Raw genomic sequence first — 16,379 nt, forward strand, 5'->3', positions numbered from 1 at the left:
GACTGGGACCGCACCGGGACCCGGCTGCCGGGCCCGGCCACCGCCCGCTGGCTGGTGCGGGTGTCGCGGTTGTGTCGGCGTTCGGTGGCTACCCGGGTGGCGCGGTCTTGGCTGCGGGTGCGGCGGCGGCGGGGCATCATCGCGCTGCGCTGGCCGCAGTAGTCCTGGGGCGGGGGGTCGGCCTCGGGTGCCGGTATGGCGCCGGTGGCGTGGCAGAGGCTGGGGAACAGCAGGGCGCTGCCCGGGGTGGTGACGTAGGTGCGTCCGGCCGGGGAGGTCAAGATCAGGGTGCCGTCGGGCAGCTGCTGTTCGCGCCAGCCCCAGAACGTCTTCACCAAATGGTGGCACCGAATGCGCGAAAAACATTCTTAATAAATCTCGACCAACTTGCACCCAGTCCGGAGGCGCGCAGCCTTCACTATCTCGATGGCGTAGGCGACGTCGAAGGGGGTGCCGACGTCGTCGAAGGGGGTGCCGACGTCGTCGAAGGGGGTGCCGACGTCGACGGGCCCGGCACCTGAGAGGGGTGTGGGGTCGTCACGTTCCAGATAAGCGCCAGGAGCGCTATGGCAGCCGAGATGATCGAGGCCACGGCACTTGCCAGTGCCGTCCGGGAGGCACGTCTAGCCTGCTCAAGGGTTTCTCGGCGGCTCAGCTCGTTGATGTAGTCGTTCGCCGAGTAGACGACGTTTGCGGAGTCATACGTTAGCTGTTGTTCGAGTTCGTCTTTCGACATCGAGCGCAGAGACTTCGCCATAGAGCAGATCATTGCACGACGACCGCCGCGACAGCTGGATGCACTGAGCCATGCCCTCTTGTGCATTGCACAGCCCTTGTGTTCATCCCACCGAGTTTGTGCGAATCATAAAGCACTGCAACACTTTTCACGTCGGTTGCACAGTGCTAATGTGCGGGAGCATGACAGATCAAATGCACGCTCAACCCACACAGCACCCCGACGATGATGCCGACATGATCGAAGTCTGGCTCACCGCCAAGGACACCGGAATCACCTGCATGCTGGTGCGCGACGACGAGACGACCCAGCAGCTCAGCGTCGACTCGCGCTCCCTGGCCGGCGCGCAACGCGAGATCACCGGATACCTCATCGGCGAGGGCTACACCCCCATCGGCGAGTGGGGACTTGAAGACTTCACCGAGTACCTCGATGACGACGCAATCGGCGCCAACGAAACCATGCGCACGTTCAAACACCGGTCGCAAGCGGGGCCGTGACGAGTCGCACCGGGCCATGAGCGACCGGGTGCCGCACCCCCCGTATTGCGCCGGCGGCTGCGGGCGACGAATCGACGAGGCCGACGAGGAGGATAAGTGGCTGGTCGTGACCGGCGACCAGACGCAGATGCTGATGTGCTGCCCGTTCTGCGACGACGCCCGAGCAATCATCGAGCGGACCTGCGGGGGCCAGCCCGAAGAGGGCACGCTGCACATCATCGAACAGCCCGATTACACGCGGCGACACGACCCGCACCGGGCGAAGTGGATTCCGGCGCGGGAACTACGCGATACCGACGTCCTTGAGTTCCAACGCTTCAACGCTGATGGGTACATCGACGGCATTCCCATCGACAAGCTGACCCGACACCCCGATGGCCGCGTCGAAATCGACGTGACCTACATCGACGGCACCCATCGTCTCAAGGTCTACGACCCAGACGAGCAGGTGAGCGTGATGCGAGATGACTGACAGAGCAGGGCTTCGTATTCGGCAAAGTCGATGCGCGGGGGAGCGCGCCTGAGCGGAAGGTCTTGGTTTCTCCCCCCGTTACAGCGTGAGAAAAATGGTCGAATCTCTCTGAGAAACAGATTTCGGAGATTGGGAAGGGCTGGGCGGCAACGAGTTTCGGGCGCAGGGGTTAACACCGCCACGGCAAACAAACCGGGGGCTGCTCCCGTTGCCTTTACGGTCTACCCCTGCGCAGGTCAGCGCAAGGTGGGCATGGGATGGTTGCTGGGATCTTGATGTCCATCGCAGAGTACGAGCACCAGGCGGTGCGGGAGCAGACCGCGCTCAAAGCTGGAGCGCACTCGCAAAGCTTCAGGTCAGAACGTCTCCCTCTTCATTCCAGGCAAGGGGCGGTCGTATCCGACTGCAGAGATTTTCTTGGCCAACTCAATCCACGTGGCTGGCTCAAGCATCGCATCGTCCGCATCTTCTTCGTCGCTGGCCGGTGCGCCGCCGGGAATGCGTGCCCAACCCTCTTCTTCGGCAACGCGAGAACTGAACGCGATGAAGAGATCCTCGCCGTTCAGCCACGATGCGACACCGCATACAGGGGAACTGCCGATCTCAAAGACGAATGAAGGATCGGCGGGGTTGTCCCACGTGTCACACCGAAAAGTTGCAGCTGGACCTCCGTCCCAGCTGAACCGAATCTCCGCCGCACCCAGAGGCTCGCCAGCCTCATCCTCGTCCATGAACACAAGGGTGAAGTCGCCCGGCCCAATCTTGTCTGGCAGCTCGGGCAGGTCGAAAGGTTGACTGTCGGTCATTACGCGACACCTCCATGTTCGGTCCATCGGGGGCGAAACGGGAGCTTAAGGAGCCGAAACTTCGGCGGACCGCTCCAATCGCTCGCTACGCTACCGGGGGACCGTTGGCGTCTGGGGGGGACGGCGGGACATCGTGCCCAAGAGGCGACGCGGGAAGCGTGAGGCGCTAGATGGAGAGTGAGTCTGAAACCCGTGTAGGACGCGCTCCACTGACGGCCGAGACGTAGTCACGAAGATACTCGCATCGCACAGATAGGAGATGCCCTCGGATGAATAGCGAGAAGCACGGGCGGATTGTCTCGTTGATTTGGGCGATCGCGGACGATGTTCTCCGTGATCTGTACGTTCGCGGCAAGTATCGCGACGTCATCCTGCCCTTCACGGTTCTCCGGCGACTCGACTCAGTCCTGGAGCCGACGAAGGAAAGCGTCATCGACACCCAGAAGACGCTCGACAATGCCGGCATCGTGAACAAGGACGCCGCACTGAGGCAGGCGGCTGGCCAGGACTTCTACAACACGTCCGGTTTCACGCTGAAGGACCTCCGGTCAATTACTAACGCAGCCAGGCTGAAGCTCGATTTCGAGGCGTACCTCGACGGCTTCTCGCCTAACGTCCAGGAGATCCTCGACAACTTCGAGTTCCGCAACCAGATCCCCCGCCTAACCAAAGCGGATGCGCTCGGGGCATTGTTGGAGAAGTTCCTAGACCCTCAACTCGACCTCTCGCCGAGCGGCCTGGATAACCACGCCATGGGAACCGTCTTCGAGGAACTTGTGCGTAGGTTCAACGAGGAGAATAACGAAGAAGCCGGCGAACACTGGACCCCGCGTGATGCGATCCGCCTGATGACGAGGCTGATGTTCGAACCGATTGCAGACAAGGTCCCGTCAGGCAGCTATTTGCTTTATGACGGCGCGATGGGAACTGGAGGGATGTTGACCGTCGCCGAAGAGACGCTTGAGCAGCTCACGGCCGAGCGCGGTAAGCAGGTCAAAACTCACCTCTTCGGCCAGGAAATCAACGCCGAGACCTACGCGATCGCGAAGGCGGACCTCATCCTCAAGGGCCAAGGTGAAGCCGCAGACAACATCGTCGGCGGCCCCGAATGGTCCACGCTCTCCAACGACGCTTTCGCTGGTCAAGAATTTGACTTCATGCTCTCTAATCCGCCCTACGGTAAGAGCTGGAAAACGGACCAAGAGCGTATGGGCGGCAAGAAAGGTATCCGCGACCCGCGTTTCGTCGTGAACCATGCCGGCGACCCCGAGTATTCGCTCATCACGGGGAGCGACGACGGCCAGATGATGTTCCTCGCCAATCTCATCTCAAAGATGAAGCACAACACGCCACTGGGTAGTCGCGTCGCGGAAGTTCACAATGGCTCATCCCTATTCACCGGCGACGCTGGGCAGGGTCCAAGCAATATTCGCCGTTGGATCATCGAGAATGACTGGCTAGAAGCGATCGTCGCTCTTCCGCTCAAGATGTTCTACAACACGGGCATCGCCACTTACATATGGGTCATTAGCAACCGCAAGGAGCCTAGGCGCGAGGGCAAGGTGCAACTCATCGACGCCACAGAGTGGTTTACGCCTCTGCGAAAGAATCTCGGCGACAAAGGCGTTGAACTGGCCCCCGCCGACATCGATCGAATCGTCAAGACGTTTATAGCCTTCGACGACGCCGACGACGTCGATCACTCCAAGATCTTTGACAATCGTGACTTCGGATACTTCAAAATATCCGTCGACCGTCCACTCAGAATCGTCGGAGCTGATGAGGGCCGTGTCTATAACGCAGCGGAGATCAAGGCGCTTAGAGAGACCGGCAAGCGAGACGAGGCAGCACCGGCCATCGTCAGGAAAGTGCTGCCCATCGGGGCGCAACCCGACCCGATCCATGGATTGTTCGAAGCAATAGTCGACCGTAAGACTCGGGTCGTGCAATATGAGCCCGACACGAACCTCCGCGACTCCGAGCAGATACCACTCAACGAGCCAGCAGGCGAATGGAAAGACGGCATAGAGGCCTTCTTCCGCAAAGAGGTGCTGCCCTATGCATCCGATGCATGGATCGACGCATCCAAAACCAAGATCGGCTACGAAATCTCCTTCACCAAACACTTCTACAGGCCCGTGGCACTAAGAACCCTCGCCGAAATCCAGGCCGACATCCGAGCGTTGGAGGCGGAGACAGAGAATCTGGTCGCCGAGATCGCAGGGAAGGATGCACCCGCCCCGACGACCGCAATCATCTAGCCAGAGGTTCGTGATGACATCGTCGCTCTTCAATCCACCGCGAACGCCGCGCGGCCGTCCCGACTGGGAGTCTCGGTCGCTGCGTAGCCTGCTGACAAGCCGCACGGAACGGAACAGGCCAGACTTGCCGCTGCTGACCGTCGCACGGGAACGGGGTGTCTTCGTCCGGACTGCAAACGACGACAACCACAATCCGATTCCCGAGGACCTCAGCAACTACAAGGTCGCACGCCAAGAGGATTTTGTCATCAACAAAATGAAGGCCTGGCAGGGATCGCTTGGTCTGGCCCCGGTGGACGGCATTGTCAGCCCCGCCTACTTCGTCTTCGACGCGGACTTTGCGGTGCCGCGGTTCGGCGAGTACCTGCTGCGAAGCAAGCCTTACGTTGCGAAGTTCGGCGCAGCGTCTGACGGCGTTCGCGTTGGGCAGTGGGATCTCAACATCACTCGAATGCGAAACATCAAGGTGGCTCTGCCGTCGGCCGACGAGCAGGCGGCGATCGTTAGGTACCTCGCCCACGCTAACGCCCGCATCGACAAAGCCATTGCGTCCAAGCGGCGCCTTATTGCTCTTCTCGACGAGCAGATGTTAGCCGTTACAAGCGAACTCATGAAGATTGAAAAGGCGAGGAAAATTCGAGCGAAAGACGTCTGCCTACAGATCGTCGATTGCAAGAACCGTACGCCGGATTTCGTCGCGGGCGGTGCATTTCACGTTGTCCGGACCACTTGCGTTAGATCAGGCCACTTCTCGATGGAGGGCAGCTACCCGACAGACGAGGCGAATTACCGCGAATGGACCCAACGAGGCGCTCCGCGCGCCGGCGATGTCCTATTCACCCGTGAGGCTCCGGCCGGGGAGGCAGCGCTGGTCCCCGACCGCGCGGATCTTTGCTTGGGGCAACGGATGATGTATTTCCGTCCGAACCCAGATCGGGTATTACCCGAGTACCTCTTGTTAGCAATCTATGCGGAGCCAGCGCGCAGGTTCATAAGCGTCGCCACGAATGGCAGCACTGTAGGCCACCTCCGCATTGGCGATGTTGGAGCCCTGCCGTTGGACTTACCAGCCCTGGAGGTCCAGCGTGACGTCGTTGAAAAGCATGCCCGCGAGGTAGCAACGACGCGCCGCACCAAGAACCATATCTCGCGCGAAATCGAGTTGCTCGGGGAATTTCGCACGCGCCTGGTTGCCGATGTTGTTACCGGACACGTCGATGTGCGCGACATTGCAGCATCGCTTCCGAATATCGAACCGATCTGTAATTGGGATACTTCAGATCCAGCGGAAGGTATCGACCCGGCGGAGGTTTTTGGCGGCATGACTGAAGCGAGCGAGGACCGACGGTCGTGCGACTGAACGAGCAGAGCCTGGAGGAGCTCATCGTCCGACAGATGGTCGATGGAGGGTGGGTTGAGGGCTCTTCCATCGACTTCGAGCGCGGGTACGGCGTCGACCTCCCTCAGCTCGTCGCGTTCATCGAAGCTACCCAGCCCGACCTTGTCGAGCCGCTGTCACTTCACGAAGCGACGCCGACCCGGCACGAGTTCTTGGCCCGGCTTCAGGGGGAAATCGCCCGAAACGGGGTAGTCCATGTCCTCCGCAAGGGTATCGAACACCGTCAGCACCACTTGGATCTGTACTTCCCGACGCCGACGCCGGGAAATGATAAGGCTGCGTTGCTTTTTGGTGCGAACCGGTTCACGGTGACTCGACAACTCCAGTACAGCGCGGCCGCTGGAGGACTCGCACTCGATTTGGCGGCGTTCATCAACGGCTTGCCAGTCTTTACTTTTGAGTTGAAGAACAACATCACCAAGCAGACATTCGACGATGCGGTCGAGCAGTACAAGCGCGACCGTGATCCGCGTGAGTTGCTCTTCCAATTCGGGCGGTGCATTGCCCACTTTGCACTCGACGACCAACAAGTGCGGTTCTGCACACATCTGAAGGGCAAGCAGTCGTGGTTCCTTCCGTTCGACAAAGGATGGAAGGACGGCGCAGGCAATCCGCCCAATCCAGATGGCATTAAGACCGACTATCTCTGGCGACAGACCCTCGCGCCGAGGAGCCTGGCAAACATCATCGAGAACTACGCGCAGATCGTGACGATCAAGAACGAGCGCACAGGTAAGAAGACAGCTAGTCAGATCTTTCCGCGCTACCACCAGCTCGACGTGGTGCGGAAGCTCCTCAACGACGTCGAAACAAGTGGCGTCGGCCGGCGCTACCTTGTCCAGCACTCAGCCGGCAGCGGGAAATCCAACTCGATCGCCTGGCTTGCCCACCAGCTCACGGAGGCTAAGCACCACGGCCAGAACGCATTCGGATCCATAATCGTCGTGACTGATCGCGTGATACTCGATGGGCAGCTCAAGGCGACGATTAAGTCGTTCATGCAAGTTGGCTCCACGGTCGTTCATGCCGAGCACTCCGGTGATCTGCGGCGAGCGATCGAAGCTGGGCGAAAGATCATCATCACCACGGTCCAGAAGTTCCCATACATCCTCGACGACATCGGCAAGGATCACCGCGACCGCACTTTCGCGATCATCATCGACGAGGCGCACTCCAGCCAGGGCGGTAAGGCGGCCGCCGCAGTGTCGATGGCTCTGTCATCTAAAGGTGCTGCCGAAGAGGATGAGACGGTCGAAGACGCAATCAACCGGATCATCGAGTCGAAGAAGATGCTGCCGAATGCGAGCTACTTTGCATTCACCGCAACGCCAAAGAACAAGACCCTCCAGATGTTTGGCGAGCCCTACCCGACGGCTGAGGGCACAGGGTACCGGCCCTTTCACAGCTACACGATGAAGCAAGCAACACAAGAGCGCTTCATCGTCGATGTGCTCGAAAACTTCACGCCGATCCAGAGCTACTACAAGCTCATGAAAACGGTTGAGGACGATCCTGAGTTCGACGCAAAGCGGGCATCGAAGAAGCTACGGGCATTCGTGGAAGGGGACGACCACGCCGTTCGACTGAAGGCTGAGATCATGGTGGATCACTTTCACACCCAGGTGATCGCCAAGCACAAGATCGGCGGACAGGCGCGCGCAATGGTCGTGACTGGCAGCATCGAGAGGTGCATCCAATACTTCCACGCCATCAGTGCCTACCTCGGCGACCGCAAAAGCCCGTACAAAGCGATCGTCGCATTCTCTGGCGAGCACGAATACAACGGCGTCAATGTCACCGAGGCCACGCTAAACGGTTTCCCCAGCAAGGACATCCCGGATCGAATCCAAGACGATCCCTATCGCATCCTCGTCTGCGCTGACAAGTTCCAAACTGGCTACGACGAGCCGCTTCTTCACACAATGTACGTCGATAAGACGTTGTCGGGCGTAAAGGCAGTGCAGACGCTCTCGCGCCTAAACCGCGCACACCCCGCCAAGCACGACGCATTCGTCCTCGACTTTTCCAACACCGCGGACGACATCGAACGAGCCTTTGCGCCCTACTACCGGACGACCGTGCTTAGCCGTGAGACGGACCCCAACATGCTGCACAACCTCGCCGACGAGCTCACCGGATACGCGGTTTTCACGCCGGAGGCTATCGACAGGTTTGTCGAGTTGTACCTCGCTGGCACAGACCGCGACGTCCTTGATCCGATCCTTGATGTGTGCGTCGCTGAGTACATCGAGATGCCCGAAGAAGATGACCAGATCGCCTTCAAAGGAATCGCCAAGGCATTCGTACGGACCTACAACTTCCTCTCGGCGGTAATGCCTTTCGGTGTGCCGACCTGGGAGAAGTTGTCCATCTTCCTCGACCATCTGATTCCAAAACTCCCTGCGCCGCGTGAGGATGATCTGTCCGCCGGGATCCTCGAAACGATAGACATGGAGTCCTACCGGGTCGAGAAGCGTGAGACGCTCAAGATTGCGCTTTCCGATGATGAAGGCGAGCTAGAACCGGTGCCAGCATCTGGTGGTGGCCACGCGGCTGACCCTGAGCTCGAACGCCTGTCCAGCATTCTCCAGACATTCAATGACCAATTCGGCAACATCGAGTGGACCGATGCCGACCGGGTGCGGCGACTCATCACCGAGGAGATCCCGCAGAAAGTCGCCGACGACGAGGCGTACAAGAACGCCAAAAAGAACAACGATCCGGTCAACGCTCGTGTTGAGCACGACCGTGCCCTTGGGCGCGTGATGATGGCCGTCCTCAAGGACGACACTGAATTATTCAAACAGTTCAGCGACAACGAGGGCTTCAGGCGGTGGCTCTCCGACGCGGTATTTCAAGCGACATACCGAGACTCGGCGTAGAAGTGGTGGCCATCCCCAGTCCATTTTCTTCTTAGCCTCTTCGCCACATCACGGGAGAAAAATCCTGCATACCCGCCGAAGCTTATGCCTCATCAACAAATCTCAGAAGGTTGGCGTGACGAGGCCCGAGATTTCTGCGGTGGATGCCGCGTAACGGGAAGCAGTGAAGGCCAGATACGAGTACACCTGTAGCACGACGGTGAGGTTGGGGGCCTTTACCTCTGGTAGCACCCTGGCCCTTATGCCCGACTCCCATAAAACGATGTCGCTGGCGCGCAACACGTAGACGGGATCTTCGTTGGCACCGGTGCCGAGGTTGGTTGGGATGTTGGGGTCGGTGACCACAGGCAGCCCCTGGAACTGGCCGACCACTTGTTCGGAGGCGACTGCCTCGAGGATGCCGGCGGCATTGAATGGGCTATTCGCGGCCGGGAGGATCAACGGCCGCTGATTCGGGTCAAGCAGGCTGAGCAACCAACCCCAACGCCGCGGATGCATCACAATGACTTCTGGCGGCAGGAACCGGGTGGTGTGGATGGTCTGGATCGCGTTGGCCACCGCCTTGTAGAAGCCTGGGATGTCGACGCTGGACACGGCGATCGTTGTGATGTTCGGCGTGTTCGCCACGCCGAGCACCTGCCCGTTGGTGCCGGTACCGCCTAGCACCTGCTGGTCGGTGGTGGCGGCGTGGGAGGCGACCAGGTCGCGAAATACGACTTCGTCGAAGGCAATTGGGGACTGGTCGATGAGCTGAATCGCCACCCCTTGCTGACCACTGATCGTGCGGACCGGCGCGTTAATGAATGTGTCGGTCAAATCCACGTCGACCACCGGCTGGTTGTCGGCGGTCTGCACCCCGGTACTCGTTCCGGTCAGCAGCTTGGGGATATTGATGCTGTCGGTCCCACCCGGAAGGGGTTGGCGCTGAACGAGGTTGGCGAACGCCCGGCCCGGACGGGCCAGCTCGATGTATTGCTGCATCAGCCAGGCGGGCGGCACAGCGTAGCCGCCGGAGCCGTCGACCCGGGACAGGTCGCGGAACTCGGCGTACTCGGGGCGGGTGTCAACTTGGTGGCCGTGTTCGGCGAGCCGGCGAGCTGAGGACCCGTCGTCCATGCCGGTCGCGAGCCGCACCATGTCGCGCATCCACGAGTGGGAGTGGTCGTGGCGGCGGTAGATCAACGAGGGATCGTCGTACGAGTAGTTCATGGCGGGGCTCCTGTGGCCAGGTTGGGGCAGGTTGTTACGGGCGGCGATGCGGGTGCTTAGCGCGGTGACTGTGTTCATGGCCGCGGTTTCGAGGTCGGCCTCGGGTCGCAATCCTTGGATGCGTTCTTCGAGTTCGCGCAGGGTGACGTAGTCGGCTTCCTCGGTCGCGTCGAGTTGGTCACGCCCGGCCCTTTGCGCCAGGTTCAGGCGGTGGGCCAACGCGCGTTTGAGTTGGTCTCGGCGGGTGATGAGCTGCGCTAGTTGAGCGTTGACGGGTTCCATGATGGGTTCCTTCGCAAGCGCACGAACAGCGAAAACCGTGGAGTAAAACGGTTTTTCGCGGCGTGAACGGGACGGTCGACGGCGCCATCGAATCGCCGCCGATGATCAGCTATTCCTCGGCGCCATCGGACCGCCGTTGTGAACGTCTTACGGCCAAGGCCGAGATGTGCGCCACCCGCTCGGGGTGGAAGCGGGCCGGGCCTGCGTCCACTCGAATCGTAACCCTGGCGGGCGCTCAGGGCGTGGCGGAACCGTCGGTGTCGTCGGACCGGCTCACGACCGACCAGGGCGGCAGCTTGAGCGCGTCCGGATCACCGACCACCCCCACCGCGGGGTTGCTACGTTCATCGGGCCACGTGCTGAGCTCGGCGTCGATTCTGGCCTGGCAACTCATGTCGTGGCCGTCGGCGTTGACCTCGTTGAGCGGGTCGCCGGTGCGGCGCAGGCGGCGGGCCAAAACATGGTCCTCCATCGCCGCCTCGCCGGCAGAGCCGACCGCCGTGAAACCCTTGGCGGCGCCGCGCACGGCGTCATCTTGCGCCTGGCGAAGATGTTTGTCGCAGTAGGCGATGCCTGAGACGTGAACGGCCGGGGTGGATAGCCCGTCGATGGTGCACAGCGTGCACAGCTCGGGTGCGCTCATGGGTGGTCTCCTCGGGAACGGCTGGTTGAAACTCGCGGGCCTCGCCCAGGTGCGTAAGTCGTTGTGCGGCATCCTGGGATACAGCTTCGCGAGCTCGACGGCCAGGGGGCGCACGGGCGGGCCGCCGAATGCCTCGGTGTGGATGCGGCCGTCCTGGCGCCACGCGGCGACGTGGAGCCGTTCGCATGAGCGGTGGCAGGGCACGGTGCGCGCGACCGCCAGGGCCTCGTCGAGGGTGCCGAAGGTGAGCAGAATCGAGGATTCACGCCGTGAGCACATGACCGCCGCGCGCACGGTGCTAGTGTGCGCGTCGTCATGCGGCGGCGGGAAGGGCGGCCAGGTAGGCGACCGCATCACGGCGCAGCGCGGCCAGCACCTCGATGCTGGTGATGTGGCGGCCTCGGGTGTCGTCATCCCACAGCCAGAAATAACAGCCCTTTTCCGCGGTGCCCAGCCGGTTGCCCAGCCGGTGGTCGATGTCGCGGCACACGTCGTAAATCTCGAAACGCAGGCCCTCCGTTAGTAGTTCGGCGTGCGCGGCGGCGACTCTTGTGGTTTTCACGGCGACTCCTCTCGGTGATCGGTGTCAGAACAGCCGTCAGGGCGCTCGACGGACACGACGAGGTCGTGCATGGCCCGCACGATGGCGGGGGTGGCGTGGCCGCCGGTGAGTGCGTCGGCCACCCGCTGAGCGCGCGCCCACTGGCGGTCGGCGAGCGGCGTGTTGGCTGTCTTCTTTCCGCCTAGGGGCCCGCCTTCCCCCCGACGTTTCACGTTTTCCCCCCCTCCTCTAGAGAGGAGGGGAAAACGTGAACGGTGGAGGCGCGAAACGGCGTGAACGATCGTGAACGGTCGTGTGATCGCTTGACCTGGGGTTTTTCCAAGCCCGTGATCGCCCGTGAACGGTCGCGTGAACGCTGTGCGGCCGAAAAGCCGCGTGATCGCTTGACCTGCGCAAATCCCGAAAACGTGAACGCGCGTGAACGCTCATGGCTGCTCCCACAATCCGGCGAGGAAGTACCTCGCGGGCATGCCGCCGGTGGCGCCTCCGGCGACGCCCTCTTCGCGGCGCAGCACGGCGGGGACGAACTTGTCGAGCTTGCGCCGCGCCTTCTCGGTCTGCCCGCGGCTCGGCTCGTCGGTGTCGAACAGCGCCCGCGCCGCGTCTTTCGCGATCAGCCCCGCGTCGCCTTTGCGGCGCACCAGCTCCACCAGGTCGAGCTGGTGCTCGACGGTCAGCCGGCCGGTGGCGGGGTCGTGCGCCACCCGTAGCGGGCCGATCTCCTCGTTGGGCTGCTTGAGGTGACGGAATTCGATGATCGGGTCGCCGGGCTCGCCGTCGAGCAGGATCACCGACCCGCAGCCGTTGGTGATCCACGTCGAGCCGTAGATGTCCTCGATGGTCAGCCTGCGGTCCTTCTCGTTGTGGCTGAGTTTGCGCGGGTGGTGCAGGACGCACAGCTCCCGGTTGGACATCAGTAGGTGCTGGGCGGCGCGGTTCCACGCCGCGCCCGTCTCGTCGCTGGACAGCTTCAGCGCGGCGTCTTTGAGTGAGTCCACGATCACGACGTCGGCGTGGTGGCGTTCGGCCAGCCCGAGCAGCAGCAACGGTTGCGCTGCCAGGTCTGCCGCTGGCGGCCCGGGCCAGACCACCAGGCGCTCGTCGAGAATCCCGGCCTCCTGCTCGCTGAATTGGCGCCGCAGTGAGCGGCGGATCTGCCGGGGCCGGTCCATGGCCAGGTACAGCACGCGGCGGGGGGTAGCGGTGACGGTGAACCCGAGCACCTTGTCGTCCCTACCGTCGTCGCCCAGGTGCAGCAGCGCGCGGGTGAGTTGACCGGCGAGGGTGGTTTTGCACAGTCCCTGGTACGCGGCGATCATCAGCGGTTCCCCGGGTGACCACAACACGTTCGATCCGTCACCCCACACCGCGGGGCCGTCGGTGTACTCGGGGCCGAACAGGAACGCACCACCGCGAACCGCCCGGTCCTCGGGCGGTGGTTGAGGTTCGCGCTCGTCGACCACGGCGGTGGTGTCGTCGTCGGGTCCCCGGTCAACCTCGTAGCTGGCGGTGAACGGGTCGAACTCCTCAAGCTCGGCCAGAGTCAACTCGTGGTCGAAGTGCTCGCCGATGTCGGCCTTGGGGATGTCCAGCGGGCAGCGCACCCAGCGCACCGTGGTGAACGGGTCGAGGTCGTCGAGCTGCTTGCGCTGGTTGGCCGCCCACGCCAGCCCTGCGTTGTCGCGGTCGACGAGCGCGTACACGTCCAGGCCGTTCAGCGGGGTCAGGTCGCAAATGCTTTCGGCGCCGCCGGTGGCGACCGCGACGGCGCCGACGGCCCGGATCACATCGGCGGCTTTCTCCGACTCGGTCAGGTACACCGTCGTGGCGCCGTCGGGGATCTGGTCGGCCAGGTACAGCTGGTTGTCCTTGCGGCCGTGCCAGCGCATCGTTTTGCCGCCGCCGGGTTTGGGTTGGCGGGTCTTATACGAGCCGTTCGGGTAACGGTGGTGGGTAACGGGTTTGAGCGCTCGCCGCAGCGGCTCGTCGTCGTACAGGTCACGCGGGTGCAGCCCGAGCGCGGCGAGGATGTCGCGGTAGTCGCAGCCGGCGTGGCATTTGACGCGGATGCCCTTGCCGTCGGTCCGCGGGAACACGCTCAGCGACGGATCGTGGTCGTCGTGGGCTGGGCACCGCGCGACGGCCTTGCCCGTGCCGGTTTCACGCGGATTGCGGCCGCGCTGTTCGAGCGCGTCGACGATGACCCGGTAGGCGTTGCCGGCGCTCACGACGGCGCCTGTCGGTCGCGTCGACTAGACTCTGGGGCAGTCCTTGGCGTGGACATGTCGGGGCGTCCGGAGCCATCTGGGCGCCCTTCGGCATTTCTCACGTCTTCACCCGGCCCCTTAGCGCGGCCCGTCGCCTCGCGGCGATGTACTCGCGGGCGGGCCGCAGCAACTCCGCCAGCTTGACTCGCTGCGCCTCGGTCAGCGGCGGCGCTTCGGCGAGAGTGCGCTTAAGGTAGTCGGCGACTTCGGGGCTGGGTGGTTCCAGCAGCTCGGCCAGCAGCGCGTGCTGCTCGTCGGTGAGCGCCGGGTGCTGGGCTGCGACACGTTGGATGCGGTCGGCCAGCTTGGCGACCTCAAGGTCGCGTTTGGCCTCGGCGGCCTGCGGGCTGTCGCGGCCGTGGAGCTGCACGCTGCGGGCGTGCGTGGCGCGCTGGTGTGCGGTGCGCTTCGGCGGGCTGACCGGGGCCATGTGCAACCCTTTCGACGAAAGATCGCCCCCCAACGGCCGGGCGGCCGGGGGTGCCCTTTCTTTCGTGGGGAAGCACAAGGCCTCTGTGCTGCACAGAGGTTGTGCACCGCACACCCTACGCCGCTACCCCGCCGAAGCCAAGGGGTGCACGCCGCGAAATGCATTGCCCCCCAAGCTATGTCCCCAAAAGTGACACTTGCGATCTTTTATCGGGGATGGAAAGCGTCAGCGCAGCCAGTCGATGCCCACCCGGTTCGGGTCGAAGACGTGACTGCCTTTGCCGACCGGCGCGATGGTCACCACCATCAGCACGCCGATGATGCGGCGCAGCCGGTCCGGGGACAGCCCCACGATCGCAGCGGTGACGTCCTCAAGTTCACCGCCCAGCGGGATGCCGTCGAACACGCGCACCAGCTCCTGATCCTCTTGTCGGCGTTCAAGTTTCGCGATCTTTTCCGACACGATGTCGGTGGCGATCTTGGCCTGCTGGCCGGTCAGCAACCCTTGGCCGCGTTCGATGCCGATAGTTTCCACCTCGGCGTACAGGGTGCCCAGCTCGGCGCGGATCGCCTCGGCCTGAGCCGCGTCGTGAATCTCGGCCCGCAGCAAGTCTTTTGCGTCGCCCTTTGCCAGCCGCCCGCACACCTCGCGGTACATCAGCGGCTCGATGTGCTCGGCGCGGATCGCCACCCCGCGGCAGGACTTGCACGCATAGCTGATCGCATGAGCGACCTGCCCGCTGTGCGGTTCCTTGCGCTGGCCCGCCTTCGGCCGGCCCGGTTTCCCCCCGGTTTTCTGCATCACCCACCGCCCGGCCAGGTAGCCGTCGCAGCCCGGCTTGCCGCAGTGCAGCACCCCGGTCAGCAGGTGCCGTCGCACGCTCTTGCGGCCCGGTGCGCGGCCCGGCGCGTTCAGCACCGCTTGGGCTTGCCGCCACGTCGGTTCGTCCACCAGGGCGTCCCAGGTGCCCTTCCCGAGGATCTGGCCGTTGTGGGCGCGCAGGCCCGCGTTGCGGGGCTTGCGCAGGAAGTTCGACACCTGCGGCTGCGTCCACGGGCGCTGCTCCAGCTCCGGTGCGGCGCCCGGGATGGGTTTGCCGTCGGCGTCCTTGGGCCGCACCCACCGCTGCGTCAACGCCCCGGCGTCGTTCCACAGACGGCACACGTCACCGAGTGAGGCCCCGGCGATGATCGCCGCATACGCCTGGGCCACCAGCGGCGCGGTCCGCGGGTCGGGGGTGCGGGTGTCGTCGAGATAGCCGAACGCCCGTTTCCACTGCGGCAGACCCTTTTCGGCCTTCTGCCGGGCGGCGCGGCGCATCCGCACTTTCATCTTGGCCACCTCCATCTCGCTCATGGCGGTGGAGATTTGCGCGCGGAACACGTCGTCGGCGTTGCGGAAGTCGATGACCCCGATATTGGTCGTCGCCAACGGCACGCCGCGCGGCTCCAGCACCGGCCGCAGCGATTCGAGGTCGGCCATTTTGCGCCAACCGCGGTCCTGGTTCCACACCACGATGGCGTCAATCGCCCCGTCCTCGACATCGGCCAGCAGCCGCGCCCACTCGGGCCGCTCCTTGCCGTTGGTCGCGCTGCGGTCGTTGTCCACGTAGAACCCGGCCGGGGTCCAGCCTTGCACCTCGCACACGGTCGCGGTGTCCTCGCGTTGGCGCGTGACACCAGCGCGCCTGTCGTTCGGGTCGGACGAGATACGGCAGTAGCAACCCGCCCTGACCGGGGCATTTTCTGACAACGCGGCACTCATAATCAGAGTGTACTTCGCAAGTTAGGTAATGGGTGCGGCAATAACATTTGAGGTTGCTGGCATGGGTGGGCCCACCGGCGCTGTAGGGGATGGTGTGGTCGAGGTCGCAGGCCACCGCCGGGCAGTCACAACCCGGCCAGCGGCACGTCAAATCCCGGCACCGCAC

Annotated in this window: 13 protein-coding genes and 2 pseudogenes; 5 read left to right on the forward strand and 10 right to left on the reverse strand. The window is 63.2% G+C overall.

Annotated elements, in window-relative coordinates; genetic code table 11:
• Positions 1–350, reverse strand: a pseudogene (locus A5701_RS23715) (hypothetical protein); the annotation flags it as partial.
• Between the two features lie 568 nt (positions 351–918).
• Here A5701_RS23715 and A5701_RS23720 point away from each other — a divergent pair.
• A complete protein-coding gene (locus A5701_RS23720) occupies positions 919–1,236 on the forward strand; it encodes a hypothetical protein (protein ID WP_156670241.1) in 318 nt (105 codons plus the stop codon).
• A gap of 16 nt (positions 1,237–1,252) precedes the next feature.
• Positions 1,253–1,708 carry a hypothetical protein gene (locus A5701_RS23725; RefSeq protein WP_067760095.1) on the forward strand — a complete coding sequence of 152 codons (456 nt, stop codon included), beginning with the start codon at positions 1,253–1,255 and terminating at the stop codon, positions 1,706–1,708.
• A 356-nt stretch (positions 1,709–2,064) separates the two neighbouring features.
• Here the strand turns inward: A5701_RS23725 and A5701_RS23730 are convergent, their stop codons facing one another.
• Entirely contained in the window at positions 2,065–2,514 is a 450-nt protein-coding gene (locus tag A5701_RS23730) for a hypothetical protein (protein ID WP_067760097.1), read from the reverse strand.
• 269 nt (positions 2,515–2,783) lie between these two features.
• On the opposite strand from A5701_RS23730, the gene A5701_RS23735 reads away from it, so the two are divergent.
• The 3 genes from A5701_RS23735 to A5701_RS23745 all read left to right on the forward strand — a co-directional run bounded on the left by A5701_RS23735 (position 2,784) and on the right by A5701_RS23745 (position 9,056).
• A complete protein-coding gene (locus A5701_RS23735) occupies positions 2,784–4,775 on the forward strand; it encodes a class I SAM-dependent DNA methyltransferase (RefSeq protein ID WP_067760099.1) in 1,992 nt (663 codons plus the stop codon).
• A gap of 124 nt (positions 4,776–4,899) precedes the next feature.
• Positions 4,900–6,135 carry a restriction endonuclease subunit S gene (locus tag A5701_RS23740; RefSeq protein ID WP_067760103.1) on the forward strand — a complete coding sequence of 412 codons (1,236 nt, stop codon included), beginning with the start codon at positions 4,900–4,902 and terminating at the stop codon, positions 6,133–6,135.
• Entirely contained in the window at positions 6,126–9,056 is a 2,931-nt protein-coding gene (locus tag A5701_RS23745; RefSeq protein WP_197505051.1) for a type I restriction endonuclease subunit R, read from the forward strand. Before A5701_RS23740 ends, A5701_RS23745 begins: the two co-directional genes overlap by 10 nt.
• A 102-nt stretch (positions 9,057–9,158) precedes the next feature.
• On the opposite strand, the gene A5701_RS27765 is transcribed toward A5701_RS23745, so the two are convergent.
• The 8 genes and pseudogenes from A5701_RS27765 to A5701_RS28635 all read right to left on the reverse strand — a co-directional run.
• Positions 9,159–10,547 (reverse strand): phage major capsid protein, encoded by a 1,389-nt coding sequence (locus tag A5701_RS27765; RefSeq protein WP_082969824.1) that lies wholly within the window; start codon positions 10,545–10,547, stop codon positions 9,159–9,161.
• A 235-nt stretch (positions 10,548–10,782) separates the two neighbouring features.
• Entirely contained in the window at positions 10,783–11,484 is a 702-nt protein-coding gene (locus tag A5701_RS23755) for a hypothetical protein (RefSeq protein ID WP_156670242.1), read from the reverse strand.
• Between the two features lie 19 nt (positions 11,485–11,503).
• Positions 11,504–11,752, reverse strand: a complete 249-nt coding sequence (locus A5701_RS23760; protein ID WP_067760110.1) for a hypothetical protein — start codon at positions 11,750–11,752, stop codon at positions 11,504–11,506.
• Positions 11,749–11,964 carry a hypothetical protein gene (locus A5701_RS28360; RefSeq protein WP_156670243.1) on the reverse strand — a complete coding sequence of 72 codons (216 nt, stop codon included), beginning with the start codon at positions 11,962–11,964 and terminating at the stop codon, positions 11,749–11,751. The genes A5701_RS23760 and A5701_RS28360 overlap by 4 nt, the downstream gene beginning before the upstream one ends.
• A 213-nt stretch (positions 11,965–12,177) precedes the next feature.
• Positions 12,178–13,980 (reverse strand): AAA family ATPase, encoded by a 1,803-nt coding sequence (locus A5701_RS23765; protein ID WP_067760114.1) that lies wholly within the window; start codon positions 13,978–13,980, stop codon positions 12,178–12,180.
• Positions 13,981–14,077: 97 nt separating this feature from the next.
• Positions 14,078–14,449 (reverse strand): hypothetical protein, encoded by a 372-nt coding sequence (locus A5701_RS23770; protein ID WP_067760117.1) that lies wholly within the window; start codon positions 14,447–14,449, stop codon positions 14,078–14,080.
• A gap of 225 nt (positions 14,450–14,674) precedes the next feature.
• Positions 14,675–16,213: a recombinase family protein gene (locus A5701_RS23775; RefSeq protein WP_067760120.1), complete on the reverse strand. Its 1,539-nt coding sequence runs from the start codon at positions 16,211–16,213 to the stop codon at positions 14,675–14,677.
• A 22-nt stretch (positions 16,214–16,235) separates the two neighbouring features.
• A pseudogene (locus A5701_RS28635) lies at positions 16,236–16,379 on the reverse strand (HNH endonuclease signature motif containing protein); the annotation flags it as partial.

Source organism: Mycobacterium sp. E3305 (assembly GCF_001666785.1).
Taxonomy (GTDB): domain Bacteria; phylum Actinomycetota; class Actinomycetes; order Mycobacteriales; family Mycobacteriaceae; genus Mycobacterium.